An 18,681-nucleotide genomic window follows, 5' to 3' on the forward strand; every position below is an offset into this window, starting at 1 on the left:
TGGGGGGACACCGTCCATGGCACTCTTCGGCAACGCGCACCGCATAGACCCGGCCCAGGCACAGCAGGAGTACGCGCGGCTGCTCGGCCAGGGCGAGCAGGTCCACGCGGCCTACCTGCTGATCCGCGACACCATCCTGTTCACCGACCGGCGGCTGATCCTGATCGACAAGCAGGGCATCACCGGCAAGAAGACCGAGTACCACTCGGTCCCGTACCGCAGCATCACGCACTTCGCCGTCGAGACGGCCGGCCACTTCGACCTCGACGCCGAGCTCAAGATCTGGCTCTCCGGCTCCCAGGCCCCGATCGAGAAGACCTTCACCAAGGGCGTCGACATCTACGAGGTCCAGGCCATCCTGACCCAGTTCGTGGCGCGCTAGACCGCGCCCGGACACCCGGCGGGGACGCGCGAGGGGCCCGGCATCGATCACGATGCCGGGCCCCTGTGCGTGCCGTCGGGGACTACTTCGGCTGCGGCTTGCGCACCGTCAGGTGGAGTTCCCTCAGCCGGGTCTCGTCCAGCTCCGTCGGGGCGCCCATCATCAGGTCCTGGGCGTTGCCGTTGAGCGGGAAGGCGATGGTCTCGCGGATGTTGGGCTCGTCGGCCAGCAGCATCACGATGCGGTCGACACCGGGGGCGATGCCGCCGTGCGGCGGGGCGCCGAAGCGGAAGGCGCGCAGCATGCCGGCGAACTCGCGCTCGACGGTCTCCGCGTCGTAGCCCGCGATCTCGAAGGCCTTGAGCATGATCTCCGGCTCGTGGTTCCGGATCGCACCGGAGGACAGCTCGACGCCGTTGCAGACGATGTCGTACTGCCAGGCGAGGATGTCCAGCGGGTCCTGGTTCTCCAGGGCGTCCATGCCGCCCTGCGGCATCGAGAACGGGTTGTGGGAGAAGTCGATCTTCCCCGTCTCCTCGTCCTTCTCGTACATCGGGAAGTCGACGATCCAGCAGAACCGGAAGACGTCCTCCTCGAAGTGCCCGGCACGCCGGGCGGCCTCGACACGGACCGCGCCCATGATCTTCGAGACCTCGTCGAACTCGCCCGCGCCGAAGAACACCGCGTGGCCGGCGGCCAGGGAGAGCCGCTTGGTCAGCTCCGCGACGTTCTCCTCGGTGAGGAACTTCGCGATCGGGCCGGACAGCTTGCCGTCCTCGCCGACGCGGACCCAGGCCAGGCCCTTGGCACCCTGCGAGACGGCGTAGTCGCCGAGCTGGTCGAAGAACTTGCGGGGCTGGGCGGCGACGTCCGGAACGGGCAGGGCACGCACGTGCTTGCCGGCGAAGGCCTTGAACTCCGAGTCCTCGAAGACGTCGGTGATGTCGACCAGCTCCAGCTTGGCGCGCAGGTCCGGCTTGTCGGAGCCGTACTTCAGCATCGCCTCGCGGAACGGGATGCGCGGGAACGGCGAGGTCACGTGGCGGCCGTTGCCGAACTCCTCGAACAGCTCGGTCATGAGCTGCTCGATCGGGCGGAAGACGTCCTCCTGCTCGACGAAGCTCATCTCGACGTCGAGCTGGTAGAACTCGCCCGGCGAGCGGTCGGCGCGGGCGTCCTCGTCACGGAAGCAGGGCGCGATCTGGAAGTACCGGTCGAAGCCCGAGATCATCAGTAGCTGCTTGAACTGCTGCGGCGCCTGGGGCAGGGCGTAGAAGCGGCCCGCGTGCAGGCGGGAGGGGACCACGAAGTCCCGCGCGCCCTCGGGGGAGGTGGCGGTGAGGATGGGCGTCGCCATCTCGTTGAAGCCGAGGGCGACCATCTTGCTGCGGATCGAGGCGATGACCGACGTGCGCAGCATGATGTTGCGGTGCATGCGCTCGCGGCGCAGGTCCAGGAAGCGGTACTCCAGGCGCCGCTCCTCGTTGACCCCGTCCTCGGTGTTGATGGTGAAGGGCAGCGGCTGGGCGGCGCCGAGCAGCTCGACCTCGCCGACCTCGACCTCGACCTCGCCGGTGGGCAGATCGGGGTTGATGTTGTCGGCGCCGCGGGAGACGACCTTGCCGTCGACCCGAACGGTCGATTCCTTGGTCAGCCTGTCCAGCGCCTCGTACGCCTCGGTGCCCGGACGCGCGACGAGCTGCGTGATGCCGTAGTGATCGCGCAGATCGATGAAGAGGATGCCGCCCAGGTCGCGCCGATTGTGCAGCCAGCCACTCAGCCGGACGTCGGTGCCGACGTCAGAGGAGCGGAGCTCGCCGCAGGTGTGGGACCTGTACCGATGCATCGTCGTTCATCCAGCCTTCGCGGATCGGGGATGGCGTTTCGCGTTTCACGTGAAACAACCCCAGCCTACCGGGCAGCCACCGCTGCCTTCCTCCCCATTGACCCCGGCCCCGGGACCGCCCCGGGACCGCTCCGGGGCCGTCCGGGCGCCGCTGCGCGCGGTGGCAGCGTCCGATCACCTCTTCTTAAAGTGGGGCAATGCGTACTGGTGAGCCCCTGCCCGAGGTGGGGGACGTCCTCGCCTCCCTCGCGACCGGACTGTGGCACTGGGACACCGCCGCCGCACAGGTCAGGGTGGACGGAGAGGCCGCCCGCCTGCTCGGCCTGCCCGCCGAACCGGCGACCCTCACCGAGGCACAGGTACGGGCCCGGCTGCACCCGGTGGACTGGAACGAGATCACCGGAGTGGTCCAGCTCGCCGTCGCCGAGGGCACCCTCGCCGAGGTCCGGATCCGGATCATGGACGAGCGCGGCCACGTCGTCCGGGTCGTACGCAGCCGCTCCAAGCCCTCCTTCGACGCCGTACGCAAGGCGTACGTGCTGACCGGCACCCTCCAGGAGGTCGCCGAGCCCCGGCCGGGCACCCCCGCCGGGCGCAGCGCGGTCACCGGCGAGTGGCGCCGCTCCCGGGAGGCCTTCCTGCTGGACGCGGGCCGGGCGCTGGCCGAGGCGCGGTCGACGGAGGAGGTGCTGCGGGTCGCGGCCCGGCTGTCGATGCCGGGGTTCTCCCCGGACGGCCTCGCGGTGTTCGGGGTCTCGGGCGACCGGCTGACCGTCGTCGGACACCACGGACAGCCCGAGTACGAGGTCGACCCGTTCACGGACATGTCCCTGGAGACCGACTACCCGGCCACCGAGGTGGTCCGCACCGGCCGGGCCGTCTATCTCTCCTCCCCCGAGCAGTACCGGTCCCGCTACCCCCTCACCTGGCCTCTCGCCGAGCGCTCCGGCCGCCGCTCCTGGGCCTACCTGCCGCTGACCGTGTCGGGCCGCACGATGGGCGCCTGGCTGGCGGCCTTCTCCTATCCGGTCGCCTTCACGCCCGACGAGCGCTCCGTGCTGACCACGGTGGCGCGGATGCTGGCCCAGGCCCTGACCCGGGCGGGCGCCGCGGAGAACGAGCGGGAGCTGACCGAGGGGCTGCAGCGCTCCATGCTGCCGATGCTCGGCCCCGGGATCCCCGGCATGGACGTCGCCGCCCGCTACGTCCCCACCGGCGGCGGCCTCCAGGTCGGCGGCGACTGGTACGACATGATCCCGCTGCCCGGGGACCGGTTCGCGCTGGTCATCGGTGACGTCCAGGGGCACGACGTGCGGGCGGCCGGGCTGATGGGGCAGTTGCGCATCGCGCTGCGCGCCTACGCCTCCGAGGGGCACCGCCCCGACGCGGTGCTCGCCCGCGCCTCCCACTTCTTCCACGGCCTGGTCACCGCCGAGGACGACCCCGGCGACCAGCGCTTCGCGACCTGCTACTACGCCGAGGTCGACCCCGCCACCGGCACCGTGGAGAGCGCCCGCGCGGGCCACCTGGACCCGGTCGTGCGCATGGCGGACGGCACGGCGCTGATCCTCGCCACGGCGGGCGGGCTGCCGCTGGGCATCGACCCGGACTCCGACTACCCGACGACGCGGCTCGCCCTGGAACCCGGGGACACCCTGATGCTGTGCACGGACGGCCTGGTGGAGACCGGCGGCCACGATCTGCAGAGCGGCTGGCACCGCCTGCGCGTGATCCTGGAGGAGCACACCGGCGACCTGGAGGAGCTGGCCGACGCACTGGTCCAGGCCGTGCACGGACCCTCCTCGCACCACACCGTCGGCCCGCTGTCCGACCGCCGGGAGGACGACATCGCGCTGGTGCTGCTGTGCCGGCAGGGCGAGGGCTGCGGCTGCGGGGAACCCACCGTGGCCCAGGCACCGGTGCGCCGCACGATGCTGTCGGTCGCCCAGTCCGAGCCGGCGCGGATCGCCGCCGCCCGCGAGCACCTGCGCGGCCTGCTGCACGACTGGCCCGGCGAGGAGCAGCGGGACGCGGCGGTGCTGCTGCTCTCCGAGATGCTGACCAACGTCCTGGTGCACACCGACGCCGACGCCCTCCTGGTCGCCGAGGTCGCCGGGGAGCCGGGCGAGCGGCGGATCCGGGTCGAGGTCACCGACCAGGGCGACGACCTGCCGCACAAGCGCAGGCCCGGGGAGATGGCGTCCTCCGGGCGCGGCCTGATGCTGATCGAACTGCTCGCGGACGCGTGGGGCGTCGCTCCGCGGGGTGAGGGCAAGAGCATCTGGTTCGAGATCTACGAGTCCCCGGCCCCCGACGACGCCCCCGGTCCCCCGGCCGGCGGCGGACCGGCGGGCCCGGAACCGGCCGCGGCCTCGTAACGCCCCTGCAGCTCGTGCACGACCCCGAACGCCGCCGCGGTCAGCGGCACGGCGAGGAGCATCCCCAGGATGCCCGCCACCGAGGCGCCCGCGGTGAGCGCCAGCAGCACCACGGCCGGGTGCATCTGGACGGTGCGGCTCTGGACCACCGGCTGGAGCACGTGCCCCTCCAGCACCTGTACGGCCAGCACCACGCCGAGCGCCCACAGGGCGATGACGAACCCCCGGTCGGCCAGCGCCACCAGCACCGCGACGGCACCGGAGATGAAGGCGCCGAGGTAGGGGATGTAGGCGCCGACGAAGACCAGCGCCCCGAGCCCGACCGCGCCGGGCACGCGCAGGACGAGCAGCCCCACGGTGATGCAGACCGCGTCGATGAGGGCGATCAGGGTGGTGCCCCGCATGAAGCCCTCGACCGCCCCGAACGCCCGGCGGGCCATGGCCTCGACGGTGTCGGCGGCGCCGGGCGGGGCGACGGCGCGCACCGTGCCGACGGCCCGGTCGGAGTCGCGCAGGAAGAAGAAGACGAGCAGCAGGGCGAGGACGGCCATGGCCATCATCTCGCCGACCACGCTGATCCCGCTCACCAGGCCCGAGGCGGCCGTGCCGCCGAACTTGCCGAGCAGGTCGCGCCCGTTGGAGGCGAGGTCGTCCAGCGAGGTCCCGGCCGCCCCGAAGTGGTCGGCGACGCCCTTGGCCGCGTGCCGGAGGGAGGCGAGGATCTCGTCGCCGGTCCGGACGAGCGCGGAGACCACGATGTACACGGCCCCGCCGACCACGGCCAGCACGGCGACGCAGGTCAGCCCGGCGGCCAGCGACCGCTGCACATGGGCCTTCACCAGCCGCCGGTGCAGCGGCCGGAGCAGCGCCGTGCCGAGCAGCGCGAGCAGCGCCGGGATCACGGCGGTGCGGAACTCGACGCAGAGCCGGATCACGACGTAGCCGACACCGCTGGCGAGCAGGATGACGGCGCACCAGGCGGCGAACCGGCGCACCGGACCGGGGAGCAACTGCACGCCCCCACCCGATCACGCACCGGGCGGGCTGTCCTGCGCGGACGGCCCGCCCGGGTGACGCGCGGTCAGGCGCCGGGGCCCTCCTGGGACATCCCGTGCACGGCCGGGACCGTGCCCAGCCGGCCCTTCTGGAAGTCCTCGAAGGCCTGCATCAGCTCGTCCTTGGTGTTCATCACGAACGGGCCGTAGTGGACCATCGGCTCCCGGATGGGCCGCCCGCCGAGCAGCACGACCTCCAGGTCCGGCGTGTGGGAGTCCTGCTTCTCGTCCGCGCGGACGGTCAGCGAGCCCCCGGCGCCGAAGACGGCGGTCTGGCCCAGGTGGACCGGACGCCGCTCGGCGCCCACGGAACCGCGCCCGGCCATGACGTACGCCAGGCCGTTGAAGTCCTCCCGCCAGGGCAGGGTGACCTCGGCGCCCGGCGCCAGGGTCGCGTGGACCATCGTGATCGGCGTGTGCGTGATGCCGGGGCCCTCGTGGCCGTCCAGCTCACCGGCGATGACGCGCATCAGCGCGCCGCCGTCGGGGGAGGTGAGCAACTGGACGCTGCCGCTGCGGATGTCCTGGTACCGGGGGGCCATCATCTTGTCCGCGGCCGGCAGGTTCACCCAGAGCTGGAGCCCGTGGAAGAGCCCGCCCGACATGACGAGCTGCTCCGGCGGCGCCTCGATGTGCAGCAGCCCGGAGCCCGCGGTCATCCACTGGGTGTCGCCGTTGGTGATGGTGCCGCCGCCACCGTTGGAGTCCTGGTGGTCGAAGATCCCGTCGATGATGTAGGTGACGGTCTCGAAGCCGCGGTGCGGGTGCCAGGGGGTGCCCTTGGGCTCGCCCGGCGCGTACTCCACCTCGCCCATCTGGTCCATCATGATGAACGGGTCGAGGTGGCGGTAGTTGATCCCGGCGAACGCGCGGCGCACCGGGAAGCCCTCGCCCTCGAAACCGCTGGGCGCGGTCGTGACGGTGAGCACGGGACGCGCGACGGCGTCGGCGGGCGCGGATACGCGGGGCAGCGTCAACGGGTTCTCGACGGTCACTGCGGGCATGTCGACCTCCTCGGGCGGCGTGCGCCCCACTTTAGTTGAGCGTTGAACTTCTTGCCACCTCAAACGGAGAAAGCCCGGAGGGCATTCCCTCCGGGCTCGCGGCGACGGCGGCAGGTCAGCCGTACATGCGGCGCATGGCGAAATCGACCATCTGTTCGACGGCCTTCGCGTCGAACACCATCCGGTGCTCGCCCTCCATGTCCAGGACGAAGCCGTAGCCGGTCGGCAGCAGGTCGATCACCTCCGCGCCGGTGATCACGAAGTACTTCGACTCCTTGCCCGCGTACCGCCGCAGCTCCTTGAGGCCCGTGAACATCGGGATCACCGGCTGCTGGGTGTTGTGCAGCGCGAGGAAGCCGGGGTTGTCGCCGCGCGGGCAGTAGACCTTCGAGGTCGCGAAGATCTGCTGGAAGTCCTCGGCGGACATCTGGCCGGTGGTGAAGGCGCGCACCGCGTCCGCGAGCGAGGGCGGGGACGGCTCGGGGTACAGCGGCGGCTGCTGGCCGTACCCGCCGCCCATCGGCTGCTGCGGGGGCGGGGCGTACTGCTGCTGCTGTTGGCCCGCGGTCTGGTCGTAGCCGTACATGCAGCACAGAGTAACGAGTAACGAGTCACAGATGGGCGGCTCGGGGTTGCTTCTTATTACCGACGGGTAGCATCATCGGAGCTACTAGTTGGTACGTGTACGGACGCGAGGAGCGAGTGCCTCGCCGATCTCTCAACGGAGCCGTCGCCATGGGGCACTACAAGCCGAATCTCCGGGACATCGAGTTCAACCTCTTCGAGGTGCTCGGCCGTGACAAGGTGTACGGCACGGGCCCGTTCGCGGAGATGGACACGGACACCGCCAGGAGCGTGCTGGAGGAGCTGACCCGCCTCTCCGAGAACGAGCTGGCCGAGTCCTTCGCCGACGCCGACCGCAACCCGCCGGTCTTCGACCCGGAGACCAACACGGCGCCGGTCCCGGCCTCCTTCAAGAAGAGCTACCAGGCCTTCATGGACTCCGAGTACTGGCGCCTGGGCCTGCCCGAGGAGATCGGCGGCACCACCTCGCCGCGCTCACTGATCTGGGCCTACGCGGAGCTGATCCTCGGTGCCAACCCGGCCGTGTGGATGTACTCCTCCGGCCCGGCGTTCGCCGGCATCCTCTTCGAGGAGGGCAACGAGGTCCAGAAGCACATCGCCTCGATCGCCGTCGAGAAGCAGTGGGGCTCCACCATGGTCCTCACCGAGCCGGACGCCGGTTCGGACGTCGGCGCCGGCCGCACCAAGGCCGTCGAGCAGGAGGACGGCTCCTGGCACATCGAGGGTGTGAAGCGCTTCATCACCTCCGGCGAGCACGACATGTCGGAGAACATCCTCCACTACGTCCTCGCCCGCCCCGAGGGCGCCGGCCCCGGCACCAAGGGCCTGTCCCTCTTCCTCGTCCCGAAGTACGAGTTCGACTTCGAGACCGGCGAGCTGGGCGAGCGCAACGGCGTCTACGCCACCAACGTCGAGCACAAGATGGGCCTGAAGGCCTCCAACACCTGCGAGATGACCTTCGGCGACCGCCACCCCGCCAAGGGCTGGCTGATCGGCGACAAGCACGACGGCATCCGCCAGATGTTCCGGATCATCGAGTTCGCCCGCATGATGGTCGGCACGAAGGCGATCTCCACCCTCTCCACGGGCTACCTCAACGCCCTGGAGTACGCCAAGGAGCGCGTGCAGGGCCCGGACCTCGCCAACTTCATGGACAAGACGGCCCCCAAGGTCACCATCACGCACCACCCGGACGTGCGCCGCTCGCTGATGACGCAGAAGGCGTACGCCGAGGGCATGCGCGCCCTGGTGATGTACACGGCCTCCGTACAGGACGAGATCCAGGTCAAGGAGGCGAACGGCGAGGACGCCTCGGCCGAGCACGCCCTCAACGACCTGCTCCTGCCGGTCGTCAAGGGCTACGGCTCCGAGAAGGCCTACGAGCAGCTCGCCCAGTCCCTGCAGACCTTCGGCGGCTCCGGGTTCCTCCAGGAGTACCCGATCGAGCAGTACATCCGCGACGCCAAGATCGACACCCTGTACGAGGGCACCACGGCCATCCAGGGCCAGGACTTCTTCTTCCGGAAGATCGTCCGCAACCAGGGCGCCGCGCTGAACTCGCTCGCCGAGGACATCAAGAAGTTCCTGGCGCTCGCCACCGGCGGCGAGGAACTGGCCGGCGCCCGCGAGCACCTGGCCAAGGCCGCCGTCGAGCTGGAGGCCATCGTCGGCCTGATGCTCACCGACCTCGCGGCCACCGAGCAGGACGTCAAGAACATCTACAAGGTCGGGCTCAACACCACCCGCCTGCTCCAGGCCTCCGGCGACGTGATCGTCGGCTACCTGCTCCTCAAGGGCGCCGCCGTGGCCGCCGAGAAGCTGCCGACCGCGTCCGCCAAGGACAAGGCGTTCTACACCGGCAAGATCGCGGCGGCGAAGTTCTTCGCGGCCAACGTCCTGCCCGGCCTCACCCTGGCCCGCAAGGTCGCCCAGGGCGTCGAGCTGGACCTGATGGAGCTGGACGAGGCCGCGTTCTAGGACCGGCCGCCTCCGCACCCGTTCCGGACACCCGGCGAGGGCCCGCTTCCGCTCCGCGGGAAGCGGGCCCTCGTACGTCGTTAAGGTGAACCCCATGAGCGCACCCTCCCGCTTCGACCGCGGCCACACCGACGACCTGATGACCTTCCTGTCGGCGAGCCCGACCCCGTACCACGCCGTGGCGAACGCCGCCGAGCGCCTGGAGAAGGCCGGGTTCCGGCAGGTCGCGGAGACGGACGCCTGGGACGGGACGAGCGGCGGCCGCTACGTGCTGCGCGGCGGCGCGATCATCGCCTGGTACGTCCCGGAGGGCGCCGCCGCCCACACCCCCTTCCGCATCGTCGGCGCCCACACCGACTCTCCCAACCTGCGCGTCAAGCCCCGCCCGGACACCGGGGCGCACGGGTGGCGCCAGGTCGCCGTGGAGATCTACGGCGGCCCGCTGATGAACTCCTGGCTCGACCGCGACCTGGGCCTGGCCGGCCGGCTCTCGCTGCGCGACGGCTCCACCCGCCTGGTGAACGTCGACCGCCCGCTGCTGCGCGTCCCGCAGCTCGCCATCCACATGGACCGCGCGGTCTCCACGGACGGCCTCAAGCTCGACAAGCAGCGCCACCTCCAGCCCGTCTGGGGCCTGGGCGACACCGTGCGCGACGGCGACCTGATCGCCTTCCTGGAGGACGAGGCGGGCCTCGCCCGCGGCGAGGTCACCGGCTGGGACCTGATGACGCACTCCGTGGAGCCCCCGGCGTACCTGGGCCGCGACCGGGAGCTGGTGGCGGGCCCGCGGATGGACAACCTGCTGTCCGTGCACGCCGGTACGGCCGCCCTGGCCGCGGTCGCGGCCTCCGGCGCCGACCTCGCGTACATCCCCGTGCTGGCCGCCTTCGACCACGAGGAGACCGGCTCGCAGTCGGACACGGGTGCCGACGGCCCGCTGCTCGGCAGCGTGCTGGAGCGCTCGGTGTTCGCCCGCGGCGGCTCCTACGAGGACCGGGCGCGCGCCTTCGCGGGCACGGTCTGCCTGTCCTCCGACACGGGCCACGCCGTCCACCCCAACTACGCGGAGCGGCACGACCCGACGCACCACCCGCGCGCGGGCGGCGGCCCGATCCTCAAGGTCAACGTCAACAACCGCTACGCCACCGACGGTTCGGGCCGCGCGGTGTTCGCCGCGGCCTGCGAGAAGGCGGACGTCCCCTTCCAGACCTTCGTCTCCAACAACTCCATGCCGTGCGGCACCACCATCGGCCCCATCACCGCGGCCCGGCACGGCATCGCCACCGTCGACATCGGCGTGGCCATCCTGTCGATGCACAGCGCCCGGGAGTTGTGCGCCGCCGACGACCCGCACCTGCTGGCCAACGCGCTGGTGGCCTTCCTGCGGCCGTAGGGGAACGCGTACAACAGCGCCCCGCGGCATGAGGGTTGGAGCCGGGGGTACCCGCACGGAACCGGATCGGCCGGAAACCCGGAACCGACCGGATCTGACAGGGAGGCAACACTCATGGGCCTCGGCGGGTGCATCATCCTCATCGCCGTGGGAGCCATCCTCACGTTCGCGACCGACTGGGACATGCGGGGGGTCAACCTCGACCTGGTCGGTGTGATCTTCATGGTCGTCGGCCTGATCGGCGTCGCGACGTTCAGCAGCATCGCCCGGCGCCGCCGCGTCGTGATGCCACCGGCGACCCCGGTCGTGGAGGAACGGCCCCACCACCACACGCAGGACGGCTACCAGAACGGCTACGGCTCCTGAACCGGCCCGGTGCCGGCCGGCCGGGCCCGGACGCCCGTCCGGCACTCAGCCTGTCGGCCTACCGGCCGCGTTCGCCGGCGCCCGGCGGGGAAGCGGTCAGGGCATGAGATTCCTCGTGTACGACCGGCTCCTCGGCATCGGTGACGACTACTGGATCGAGGACGACCGCGGCAACAAGGTCTTCCTCGTCGACGGCAAGGCGCTGCGGCTGCGGGACACCTGGGAGCTGAAGGACGCCCAGGGGCGCGTGCTCATCGACATCCACCAGAAGATGTTCGCCCTGCGCGACACGATGGTGATCGCGCGGGGCGGCGAGCCCCTGGCCCGCCTCAAGCGCAAACGTCTCTCCCTGCTGCGCAACCACTACCGCGTCACCCTGGCCGACGGCACCGAACTGGACGTCAGCGGCAAGATCCTCGACCGCGAGTTCGCCATCGAGTACGACGGCGAACTCCTGGCCGTCGTCTCCCGCCGCTGGCTGACCCTCCGCGACACCTACGGCGTGGACGTCGTACGGGAGGACGCGGACCCGGCGCTGCTGATCGCCCTGACCGTCTGTGTGATCCACCTGGCGGAGAAGGAGCGGGAGGACGGCTGAGGGAGCCTCCTCAGGCGGTGCGGCGGACGGCGCGGCCCAGGAGCAGCGGCACGGCCAGGTGGTGCACCGGCGCGGCGAGGGACCACAGCACCCGGCCGGTCCGGCGCTCGTAGACGGCGTACGTCGCCCAGAGCAGCCGTGCCTCGTCGACGGTCACGACGTTGCGCACGGTCAGCGACGGTGCGCGTGCCTCCAGGGCGACCCTGCCGGGTCCGGTCTCCAGGACGCGCCAGCCCACCACGTGCCGCCGCGAGGTGCGCGGTCCCAGCCGCAGCCCCAGCCAGCCCGCCCAGCCCGCCCGGATCAGCTCGCGCAGGATCACCGGGACGTCCTCGTAGCTGGCGCGCACCCATTCCTCGGGCGCCAGCCGGGGAAGTCCGGCCGTCGGGAGTTCGAACGCCGTGGCGAAGTGGGCGCCGACGGGGTCGACCCGGACGCGGCGGACGGCCGGGGCGCAGCGGGCGGTGCGTGCCATACCCGTGATCCTGGGCGGCACGGACGGGCCTCAAACGCGGTGCGTCACGCTCCGGCACCCTGTGTGCCCGGCCGTTCGCCCGGGGTCTCAAGCCCGAGCACCCGGTCCTTGAGGGCCGGGAACTGCTCCCGGGTCCGGGCCACCTTCGCCGGGTCGAGGTCCACCGTGAGGACCTCCTCGCCGGCGCCCGCCTCCGCGAGCACCTCGCCCCAGGGGTCCACCACGATCGAGTGGCCGGCCTGCGGAACTCCGGCGTGCGTCCCGGCCGTTCCGCAGGCGAGGACGAACGCCTGGTTCTCCACCGCGCGTGCCCGGGCCAGGAGCGTCCAGTGGGTACGGCGGCGCTCCGGCCAGCCCGCGGGGACGACGAGGACCTCGGCACCGGCGTCGACGAGGGAGCGGAAGAGTTCGGGGAAGCGCAGGTCGTAGCAGGTGGCCACGCCGAGGGTGGTGGTGTCCGGCACCCGGACCGTCACCGGTTCGCGCCCCGCGCCCATCAGCACGGCCTCGCCCTTGTCGAAGCCGAAGCGGTGGATCTTGCGGTAGGAGGCGGCCAGGTCGCCGGAGGGGGAGAGCACCAGGGAGGTGTTGTAGAGCCGTCCGTCCGCGCCGCGCTCGGGGACCGACCCCGCGTGCAGCCACACCCCCGCGTCGCCCGCCGCCTCGGCCATCGCCTCGTACGTCGGCCCGCGCAGCGGCTCGGCCGCCGCGTCGAACGCCTCGAAGGCGAACGCGCCGGTGGTCCACAGCTCCGGCAGCACCACGAGGTCGGCGTCCGACTGCTCCCGCACCAGGGCAGCCGCCCGCAGGCGACGCGCTTCGACCGTTTCGTCCTCGTTCACGGCGATTTGGATCAGAGAGGCGCGCACACTACCACCGTCCTGGCATTCGAGCCGTCCACACGGGCCTACGATCGTCACACGAAAGCACTGCCGGGGTGCCGCACAGCAGCGTAACTTAGCCTCTCAAGACGCCCGCCGACTGCCGCCGCCGCCACTGGCACCGCCGCCACCAACCGCCCGTGTACCGACCGCCGAGGGGTCCCGTTTCCGTGAGTCTGCATCCCGCCCTCCAGCCCTACGCCGACGCCTGGACTCACTCCATCGAGGCGATATCCGAGCTGGTCCAGCCGCTTGTGGAGGCAGAGTGGAACCGCCGGACCCCCTGCCCGGGGTGGTCGGTGCGCGACATCGTCTCGCACGTGCTGGGACTGGACTCCGAGATGCTCGGCGACCCGCGCCCCATCCACACCCTCCCGCGCGACCTCTTCCACGTCACGGGCGACCACCAGCGCTACATGGAGATGCAGGTCGACGTCCGCCGCCACCACACGGCGCCGGAGATGACGTCCGAGCTGGAGTACATGATCATTCGGCGCAACCGCCAACTGCGCAACGACTCGCGGGACCCCGGCACGAAGGTGCGCGGCCCGCTCGGCACCGAGCTGACCCTCGAGGAGTCGATGCGCCGGCACGCCTTCGACGTGTGGGCGCACGAGCAGGACCTGCGCACGGCTCTCGGCCGCCCCGGCAACCTCGACTCCCCCGGCGCGCACGTCGCCCGTGACGTGCTGCTGGCCGAACTGCCCGCCGTCGTCGCCGACCGGGCGGACGCGCCGCGCAGTTCGGCCGTCGTCTTCGACGTCCACGGCCCGGTCGAGTTCCTGCGCACCGTCCGCGTCGACATCCAGGGCCGCGGCACCCTCGAATCGTCCCCGGCCCTCGGCCCCGCCGCCGCCCTCACCCTCGACTGGGAGACCTACGTCCGCCTGGCCTGCGGCCGGGTGACCCCGGAGGCGGTGAAGGACCGCATCAAGACGGAGGGCGACCCCGATCTGTCGGCGGCGATCCTGCGGAACTTCACGGTGACGCAGTAGGCGCCGGTGGGTGTCTCCGGCGGGGCGGGGTCTGGGGGCTGCCGCCCCGGTCCGGCCCGGGGCGGCAGCCCCCGTCCCGGCCCGCACCCGTGCCGGGCGCCTACACGGGCACGTGCACCGTCTCCACCCGGCTCGCCACCAACCGCTCCCGCTCGCGCAGCGCCGCCCGCCTGCGCAGGCGCAGGATCTGCGTGACCCCGAGCGCCTGGAGCACGAACACGGACGAGAACGCCACGGCGTAGTCGTCCCCCGTCGCGTCCAGCAGCACCCCCACCGCGAACAACGTGGTCATCGACGCCACGAAGCCCCCCATGTTGGTGATCCCGGACGCCGTGCCCTGCCGCTCCGGCGGGTTCGCCGGGCGCGCGAAGTCGAACCCGATCATCGACGCCGGCCCGCACGCCCCCAGCACCGCGCACAGCACCACGAGCAGCCACATCGGTGCGTGCTCGGCCGGGTAGGCCAGCGTCGCGGCCCACAGTGCGGCCGTCGCACCCACCGTGCCCAGCGCCAGTGGCAGCCGCGCCGCGTGGTGCCGGGCGATGATCTGGCCGTACACCAGGCCGACCGCCATGTTGGACAGCACGACGAGGGTGAGCAGCGTGCCGGCCGTGGCCCGGGACAGCCCCTGCGCCTCGACCAGGAACGGCATCCCCCACAGCAGCAGGAACACCATCGCCGGGAACTGGGTGGTGAAGTGCACCCACAGCCCCAGCCGGGTCCCCGGCTCCCGCCAGGACATGGCGATCTGCCGCCGTACGTAGGCCGCGCCCTGGTGCGGCAGCGGCTCCGGCTCGTGGCCCTCGGGGTGGTCCTTGAGGAAGAGGAGCAGCAGGACGAAGACGACGACGCCGGCCAGCGCGCTGCCCGCGAACGCCGCCGTCCAGCCGATGCCGTGCAGCAGCCGGGCGAGGACGAGGGTGGAGACCAGGTTGCCCGCCATGCCGGCCAGTCCGGCGAGCTGGGCGACCATGGGACCGCGCCGGGCCGGGAACCAGCGGGTGCCCAGCCGCAGCACGCTGATGAACGTCATCGCGTCACCGCAGCCCAGCAGCGCCCGCGAGGCCAGCGCCATGCCGTACGAGGGGGAGAAGGCGAAGCCGAGCTGCCCGGCCGTGAAGAGCACGACGCCGATTCCCAGCACCCTTTTCGTGCCGAGCCGGTCGACCAGCAGGCCGACGGGTATCTGCATGCCGGCGTAGACCAGTAGCTGGAGGATGGAGAAGGTGGACAGCGCGGAGGCGTTGACGTGGAAGCGGTCGGCGGCGTCGAGGCCCGCGACCCCGAGCGAGGTGCGGAAGATGACGGCGACGAAGTAGACCGCCACGCCGATGCTCCACACGGCGACCGCCCGCCGGCCGCCCGGCGGATCACCGGGCAGGACGCGGCCGGCCGAGGTGACCGCGCTCATCGGACCTCCCCGCGGGCCAGGTTCGAGAACCAGCCCACGTGCCGTCCCACCACGCGCACGGCCGCGTCCGCGTCCCCGGCGCGCAGCGCGTCGAGGATCTCCTCGTGCTCGGCGAGGGTGTGGGCGATCCGGTCGGGGTGGGAGTGCATGACGGCGACGCCCATGCGCAACTGGCGGTCGCGGAGCTGGTCGTAGAGACGGGAGAGGATCTCGTTGCCGCCGCTGCGGACGATCTCGGCGTGGAAGCAGCGGTCGGTGACGGAGGCGGCGGCGAAGTCGCCGGCGGCCGCCTGCTCCTTCTGCCGGGCGAGCAGCTCCTCCAGCCGCTCGACCAGCCCGGGCGGGGCGGGTACGGCCTTCCTGGCCGCGTGCTCCTCGACCAGCAGCCGGGTCTCCACCACGTCCGCGATCTCCTGCGCGGAGACGGGCAGGACCAGGGCGCCCTTCTTGGGGTAGAGGCGCAGCAGCCCCTCGACCTCCAGCCGGAGCAGCGCCTCGCGCACCGGTGTGCGGGAGACGCCGACGGCCTCGGCCAGCTCCCCCTCGGTGAGCAGCGTCCCGCCCTCGTACCGGCGCTCCAGGACGCCTTGCTTGACGTGGGTGTAGACGCGGTCCGCCGCCGGGGGTTGCTTCACTGCCGTGGTCATGAGGACAGGATAGATACAACAGGGACACAAGACGGATCCGTTCCAGCATCCGGACACCACCCGGCCCTGCTCACTCACCCGGGCGAACCCGGCACTTCCCCCGCCCCTGCGTGCAACCATTCACCCCCCTCGGGTGTCGCACTGACGCGGCCACCGCTCCACCGACCACAACTCGGCCGCGTTCCAGGTGACTTCACCACAATCGGGGTAATCAACTCAATGAACATCATTCCGGGCATCCGTCCGCACAGGGCCTTCGCCGTCGCCCTGACCGGCGGCGCCGTCCTGGCCACCGGGGCCCTCGCCACCGCCCCCGCGCAGGCCGCCGCACCCGAACGCGTCCCGGCCGCCGCCGCGCGGGCCGCCGCCGCGCCCTCGATCGCCGCCAAGGGCGGCTTCGTGATGAACAACGCGACCGGCACGTCGCTCTACACCAAGGCCGCCGACACCAAGCGCTCCACCGGTTCCACGACCAAGATCATGACCGCCAAGGTCGTGCTCTCCCAGCCGAAGCTGAACCTCGACGCCAAGGTCACGATCCAGATGGCGTACAGCGACTACATCGTGTCGAAGAACGCCTCCTCCGCCCGCCTGATCGTCGGCGACAAGGTGACGGTCCGCCAGTTGCTGTACGGCCTGATGCTGCCGTCGGGCTGCGACGCCGCGTACGCGCTCGCGGACAAGTTCGGCACGGGCAAGACGCGGGCGGCGCGCGTGAAGTCGTTCATCGGCAAGATGAACGCGACCGCCAAGAGCCTCGGCCTGAAGAACACGCACTTCGATTCCTTCGACGGCATCGGCAACGGCAAGAACTACTCCACGCCGCGCGACCTCACCAAGCTCGCGAGCAACGCGATGAAGAACTCCACCTTCCGCACCGTCGTCAAGACCAAGAAGTACACGGCGAAGACGACGACCAAGAAGGGCGGCACCCGCACGATGGCGCCCTGGACCAACACCAACACGCTGCTGGGCAGTTACAGCGGCGCGATCGGCGTGAAGACCGGCTCGGGCCCGGAGGCCAAGTACTGCCTGGTCTTCGCCGCGACCCGGAAGGGCAAGACCGTGATCGGCACGGTACTGGCCTCCTCGTCGTCGGCGCAGCGCGCCAAGGACGCCACGAAGCTCATGGACTACGCCTTCAAGAAGTAGTCCCCGCACCGCACCACCACCGGGGGCCCGTCGCCGGCGCGACGGGCCCTTCTCGCTGCCCGGGCCCCGTCGCGCGGAGTCCGCCGCAGGAACTCACCACCCCGATGAAACCGATGGTGATAGTGTCATTAGCACCATGCTGCTGAGTCTGGACAAGACCGACACCCGCCCCCTGCACGAGCAGGTGGCCGGCGCCGTACGCCGCGCCATCGCCGAGGGAGAGTGCGCCCCCGGGGACCGGCTGCCCTCGGCCCGCGACCTCTCCGAGGCACTGGACGTCAACGTCAACACCGTGCTGCGCGCCCTGCGCGGCCTGCGGGACGAGGGCCTGCTGGAGTTCCGCCGGGGCCGGGGGGTGACGGTGGCCGAGGGCGCCCGGCCGCACTCCGAACTGCAGATCCGGGTACGGGAACTGCTCACCGAGGCGGCACGGCTGGGCTACAGCAGGACCGATCTCATCGACATGATCAGGGGGTTGCCGTGAGGGACGGGACGGGCACGAGAGACACGACGACGGCGGGACGCGCGGCGGCGGCACTGTGGACGGCCGGGGTCACGGTCGTCCTCGCCGGGATGCCGCTCCTCGCGCGCGACCGGCTCCCGGACCGGCTGGCGACCCACTGGGGCCCGGACGGCGAGGCCCCCGACGGCTCGATGCCCCTGTGGGCGGCGTCCCTCTTCCCCGCGCTGATATGGCTGGTGACGGCGGCCGCGGTCACCGTCCCGCTGCTGCGCGCGGGCCCGGCGGCCCGCCCGTGGACCACCGCGACGCTGCTCCCCATGGGCATCGTCCTCACCGGAGCGCAGGCCGCGCTCATCCGCTCCAACCTCGACCGCGCGGACTGGCACGAGGCCCGTCTGCCCACCGGCTGGGTCGTCGCGATCCTCGCCGCGGCCGTACTCGCGGGCGTGGCCGGCTGGCTGCTCGCCTCCCGGCGGTACGGCGCCCCGGACGACACCGCGACGCCCGACGAGGACGCCCCCGCGCTGGACATCCCGAAGGGCCGGCGGCTGGTCTGGTTCTCCCGGAGCGCCAACCCCTGGCTGCAACTGCTCGCGGCCGCGACCGGCCTGGTGGCCGTGGGCACGCTCGTCGCCCTGGCCGGCGGAGTGGCCTCCCCTGGCACCCTGTGGTCCGTCTTCACCGGCTGCGCCGTCGCGTCCGTCGCCTGCGGCATCTTCTCCTCCGTCCAGGCCCGCGTCTCGGAACGGGGCCTGGAGGTCTCCTTCGGCCCCCTCGGCTGGCCCGGACGCCGGTGGGCGCCCGGCGACATCGAGACGGCGCGCATGGAGGTCCGCCGTCCCGCCGAGGTCGGTGGCTGGGGCTACCGCTTCAGCGGCCTCGGCACCACGGTGATGCTGCGCGCCGGCGAGTGCCTGGTGGTACGCCCCCGGGGCCGCCGCAGCGACTTCGCGGTGAGCGTCGACGACGCGGAGCGCGGCGCGGCCCTCCTCAACGCCCTGCGCACGAAGGGGAACCGGGGCTGAGCCCGACGCGGCTTCGGGAGCCGCCGTCATACACACAGGCGGCGGCCA

The 18,681-nt window shown here is 71.8% G+C and carries 18 protein-coding genes; 10 read left to right on the forward strand and 8 right to left on the reverse strand.

The window, feature by feature from the left end; translation table 11 throughout:
- Window positions 1–16 precede the first annotated feature (16 nt).
- Entirely contained in the window at window positions 17–382 is a 366-nt protein-coding gene (locus IG88_RS0121185; RefSeq protein ID WP_031043424.1) for a PH domain-containing protein, read from the forward strand.
- An 82-nt stretch (window positions 383–464) separates the two neighbouring features.
- On the opposite strand, the gene aspS is transcribed toward IG88_RS0121185, so the two are convergent.
- Window positions 465–2,228 (reverse strand): aspartate--tRNA ligase, encoded by a 1,764-nt coding sequence (gene aspS, locus IG88_RS0121190; RefSeq protein WP_031043427.1) that lies wholly within the window; start codon window positions 2,226–2,228, stop codon window positions 465–467.
- Window positions 2,229–2,425: 197 nt separating this feature from the next.
- Between aspS and IG88_RS0121195 the strand changes: the two genes are divergently transcribed.
- Window positions 2,426–4,606, forward strand: a complete 2,181-nt coding sequence (locus IG88_RS0121195) for a SpoIIE family protein phosphatase (RefSeq protein ID WP_031043429.1) — start codon at window positions 2,426–2,428, stop codon at window positions 4,604–4,606.
- On the opposite strand, the gene IG88_RS0121200 is transcribed toward IG88_RS0121195, so the two are convergent.
- The 3 genes from IG88_RS0121200 to IG88_RS0121210 form a co-directional block, all read right to left on the reverse strand.
- Entirely contained in the window at window positions 4,522–5,622 is a 1,101-nt protein-coding gene (locus IG88_RS0121200) for an AI-2E family transporter (RefSeq protein ID WP_031043434.1), read from the reverse strand. The genes IG88_RS0121195 and IG88_RS0121200 overlap by 85 nt on opposite strands.
- Window positions 5,623–5,687: 65 nt before the next feature.
- Window positions 5,688–6,665 (reverse strand): pirin family protein, encoded by a 978-nt coding sequence (locus IG88_RS0121205; RefSeq protein WP_031043435.1) that lies wholly within the window; start codon window positions 6,663–6,665, stop codon window positions 5,688–5,690.
- 115 nt (window positions 6,666–6,780) lie between these two features.
- Window positions 6,781–7,251 carry an SseB family protein gene (locus IG88_RS0121210; RefSeq protein ID WP_003975142.1) on the reverse strand — a complete coding sequence of 157 codons (471 nt, stop codon included), beginning with the start codon at window positions 7,249–7,251 and terminating at the stop codon, window positions 6,781–6,783.
- A 149-nt stretch (window positions 7,252–7,400) separates the two neighbouring features.
- Between IG88_RS0121210 and IG88_RS0121215 the strand changes: the two genes are divergently transcribed.
- The 4 genes from IG88_RS0121215 to IG88_RS0121230 all read left to right on the forward strand — a co-directional run bounded on the left by IG88_RS0121215 (window position 7,401) and on the right by IG88_RS0121230 (window position 11,584).
- Window positions 7,401–9,227 carry an acyl-CoA dehydrogenase gene (locus tag IG88_RS0121215; RefSeq protein ID WP_031043440.1) on the forward strand — a complete coding sequence of 609 codons (1,827 nt, stop codon included), beginning with the start codon at window positions 7,401–7,403 and terminating at the stop codon, window positions 9,225–9,227.
- A gap of 94 nt (window positions 9,228–9,321) precedes the next feature.
- Window positions 9,322–10,620 carry a M18 family aminopeptidase gene (locus IG88_RS0121220; RefSeq protein WP_031043443.1) on the forward strand — a complete coding sequence of 433 codons (1,299 nt, stop codon included), beginning with the start codon at window positions 9,322–9,324 and terminating at the stop codon, window positions 10,618–10,620.
- A 114-nt stretch (window positions 10,621–10,734) separates the two neighbouring features.
- Window positions 10,735–10,986, forward strand: a complete 252-nt coding sequence (locus tag IG88_RS0121225) for a DUF6458 family protein (RefSeq protein ID WP_031043444.1) — start codon at window positions 10,735–10,737, stop codon at window positions 10,984–10,986.
- A 103-nt stretch (window positions 10,987–11,089) separates the two neighbouring features.
- Entirely contained in the window at window positions 11,090–11,584 is a 495-nt protein-coding gene (locus tag IG88_RS0121230) for an LURP-one-related/scramblase family protein (RefSeq protein ID WP_031043447.1), read from the forward strand.
- 10 nt (window positions 11,585–11,594) lie between these two features.
- On the opposite strand, the gene IG88_RS0121235 is transcribed toward IG88_RS0121230, so the two are convergent.
- On the reverse strand, window positions 11,595–12,059 hold the full coding sequence (locus IG88_RS0121235; RefSeq protein ID WP_031043450.1) for a DUF2867 domain-containing protein: 465 nt from the start codon (window positions 12,057–12,059) through the stop codon (window positions 11,595–11,597).
- A 44-nt stretch (window positions 12,060–12,103) separates the two neighbouring features.
- Window positions 12,104–12,928 (reverse strand): carbon-nitrogen family hydrolase, encoded by an 825-nt coding sequence (locus IG88_RS0121240; RefSeq protein ID WP_031043452.1) that lies wholly within the window; start codon window positions 12,926–12,928, stop codon window positions 12,104–12,106.
- Between the two features lie 182 nt (window positions 12,929–13,110).
- On the opposite strand from IG88_RS0121240, the gene IG88_RS0121245 reads away from it, so the two are divergent.
- Window positions 13,111–13,935, forward strand: coding sequence for a maleylpyruvate isomerase family mycothiol-dependent enzyme (locus tag IG88_RS0121245; RefSeq protein WP_031043455.1), 825 nt, complete (start codon window positions 13,111–13,113; stop codon window positions 13,933–13,935).
- Between the two features lie 100 nt (window positions 13,936–14,035).
- On the opposite strand, the gene IG88_RS0121250 is transcribed toward IG88_RS0121245, so the two are convergent.
- Window positions 14,036–15,346, reverse strand: coding sequence for an MFS transporter (locus tag IG88_RS0121250; RefSeq protein ID WP_031043457.1), 1,311 nt, complete (start codon window positions 15,344–15,346; stop codon window positions 14,036–14,038).
- A complete protein-coding gene (locus IG88_RS0121255) occupies window positions 15,343–15,993 on the reverse strand; it encodes a GntR family transcriptional regulator (protein WP_031043461.1) in 651 nt (216 codons plus the stop codon). Before IG88_RS0121255 ends, IG88_RS0121250 begins: the two co-directional genes overlap by 4 nt.
- Before the next feature lie 219 nt (window positions 15,994–16,212).
- Between IG88_RS0121255 and IG88_RS0121260 the strand changes: the two genes are divergently transcribed.
- The 3 genes from IG88_RS0121260 to IG88_RS0121270 all read left to right on the forward strand — a co-directional run bounded on the left by IG88_RS0121260 (window position 16,213) and on the right by IG88_RS0121270 (window position 18,633).
- The gene (locus tag IG88_RS0121260; RefSeq protein WP_031043464.1) at window positions 16,213–17,145 is read left to right on the forward strand and encodes a D-alanyl-D-alanine carboxypeptidase family protein; all 933 of its coding nucleotides are present in this window, start codon (window positions 16,213–16,215) and stop codon (window positions 17,143–17,145) included.
- A gap of 136 nt (window positions 17,146–17,281) precedes the next feature.
- Window positions 17,282–17,629: a GntR family transcriptional regulator gene (locus IG88_RS0121265; protein ID WP_031043466.1), complete on the forward strand. Its 348-nt coding sequence runs from the start codon at window positions 17,282–17,284 to the stop codon at window positions 17,627–17,629.
- Window positions 17,626–18,633, forward strand: coding sequence for a DUF1648 domain-containing protein (locus IG88_RS0121270; RefSeq protein WP_031043468.1), 1,008 nt, complete (start codon window positions 17,626–17,628; stop codon window positions 18,631–18,633). The genes IG88_RS0121265 and IG88_RS0121270 overlap by 4 nt, the downstream gene beginning before the upstream one ends.
- Window positions 18,634–18,681 lie beyond the last annotated feature (48 nt).

It is taken from the genome of Streptomyces sp. NRRL F-5650 (genome assembly GCF_000721365.1).
Taxonomy (GTDB): Bacteria; Actinomycetota; Actinomycetes; order Streptomycetales; family Streptomycetaceae; genus Streptomyces; species Streptomyces ardesiacus.

Coding starts and splice junctions, on each gene's coding strand:
- IG88_RS0121260 (WP_031043464.1), top strand. CDS start 16,213: ATGAACATCATTCCGGGCATCCGTCCGCACAGGGCCTTCGCCGTCGCC.
- IG88_RS0121265 (WP_031043466.1), top strand. CDS start 17,282: ATGCTGCTGAGTCTGGACAAGACCGACACCCGCCCCCTGCACGAGCAG.
- IG88_RS0121185 (WP_031043424.1), top strand. CDS start 17: ATGGCACTCTTCGGCAACGCGCACCGCATAGACCCGGCCCAGGCACAG.
- IG88_RS0121205 (WP_031043435.1), bottom strand. CDS start 6,665: ATGCCCGCAGTGACCGTCGAGAACCCGTTGACGCTGCCCCGCGTATCC.
- IG88_RS0121220 (WP_031043443.1), top strand. CDS start 9,322: ATGAGCGCACCCTCCCGCTTCGACCGCGGCCACACCGACGACCTGATG.
- IG88_RS0121235 (WP_031043450.1), bottom strand. CDS start 12,059: ATGGCACGCACCGCCCGCTGCGCCCCGGCCGTCCGCCGCGTCCGGGTC.
- IG88_RS0121255 (WP_031043461.1), bottom strand. CDS start 15,993: ATGACCACGGCAGTGAAGCAACCCCCGGCGGCGGACCGCGTCTACACC.
- IG88_RS0121225 (WP_031043444.1), top strand. CDS start 10,735: ATGGGCCTCGGCGGGTGCATCATCCTCATCGCCGTGGGAGCCATCCTC.
- IG88_RS0121210 (WP_003975142.1), bottom strand. CDS start 7,251: ATGTACGGCTACGACCAGACCGCGGGCCAACAGCAGCAGCAGTACGCC.
- IG88_RS0121230 (WP_031043447.1), top strand. CDS start 11,090: ATGAGATTCCTCGTGTACGACCGGCTCCTCGGCATCGGTGACGACTAC.
- IG88_RS0121250 (WP_031043457.1), bottom strand. CDS start 15,346: ATGAGCGCGGTCACCTCGGCCGGCCGCGTCCTGCCCGGTGATCCGCCG.
- IG88_RS0121215 (WP_031043440.1), top strand. CDS start 7,401: ATGGGGCACTACAAGCCGAATCTCCGGGACATCGAGTTCAACCTCTTC.
- aspS (WP_031043427.1), bottom strand. CDS start 2,228: ATGCATCGGTACAGGTCCCACACCTGCGGCGAGCTCCGCTCCTCTGAC.
- IG88_RS0121195 (WP_031043429.1), top strand. CDS start 2,426: ATGCGTACTGGTGAGCCCCTGCCCGAGGTGGGGGACGTCCTCGCCTCC.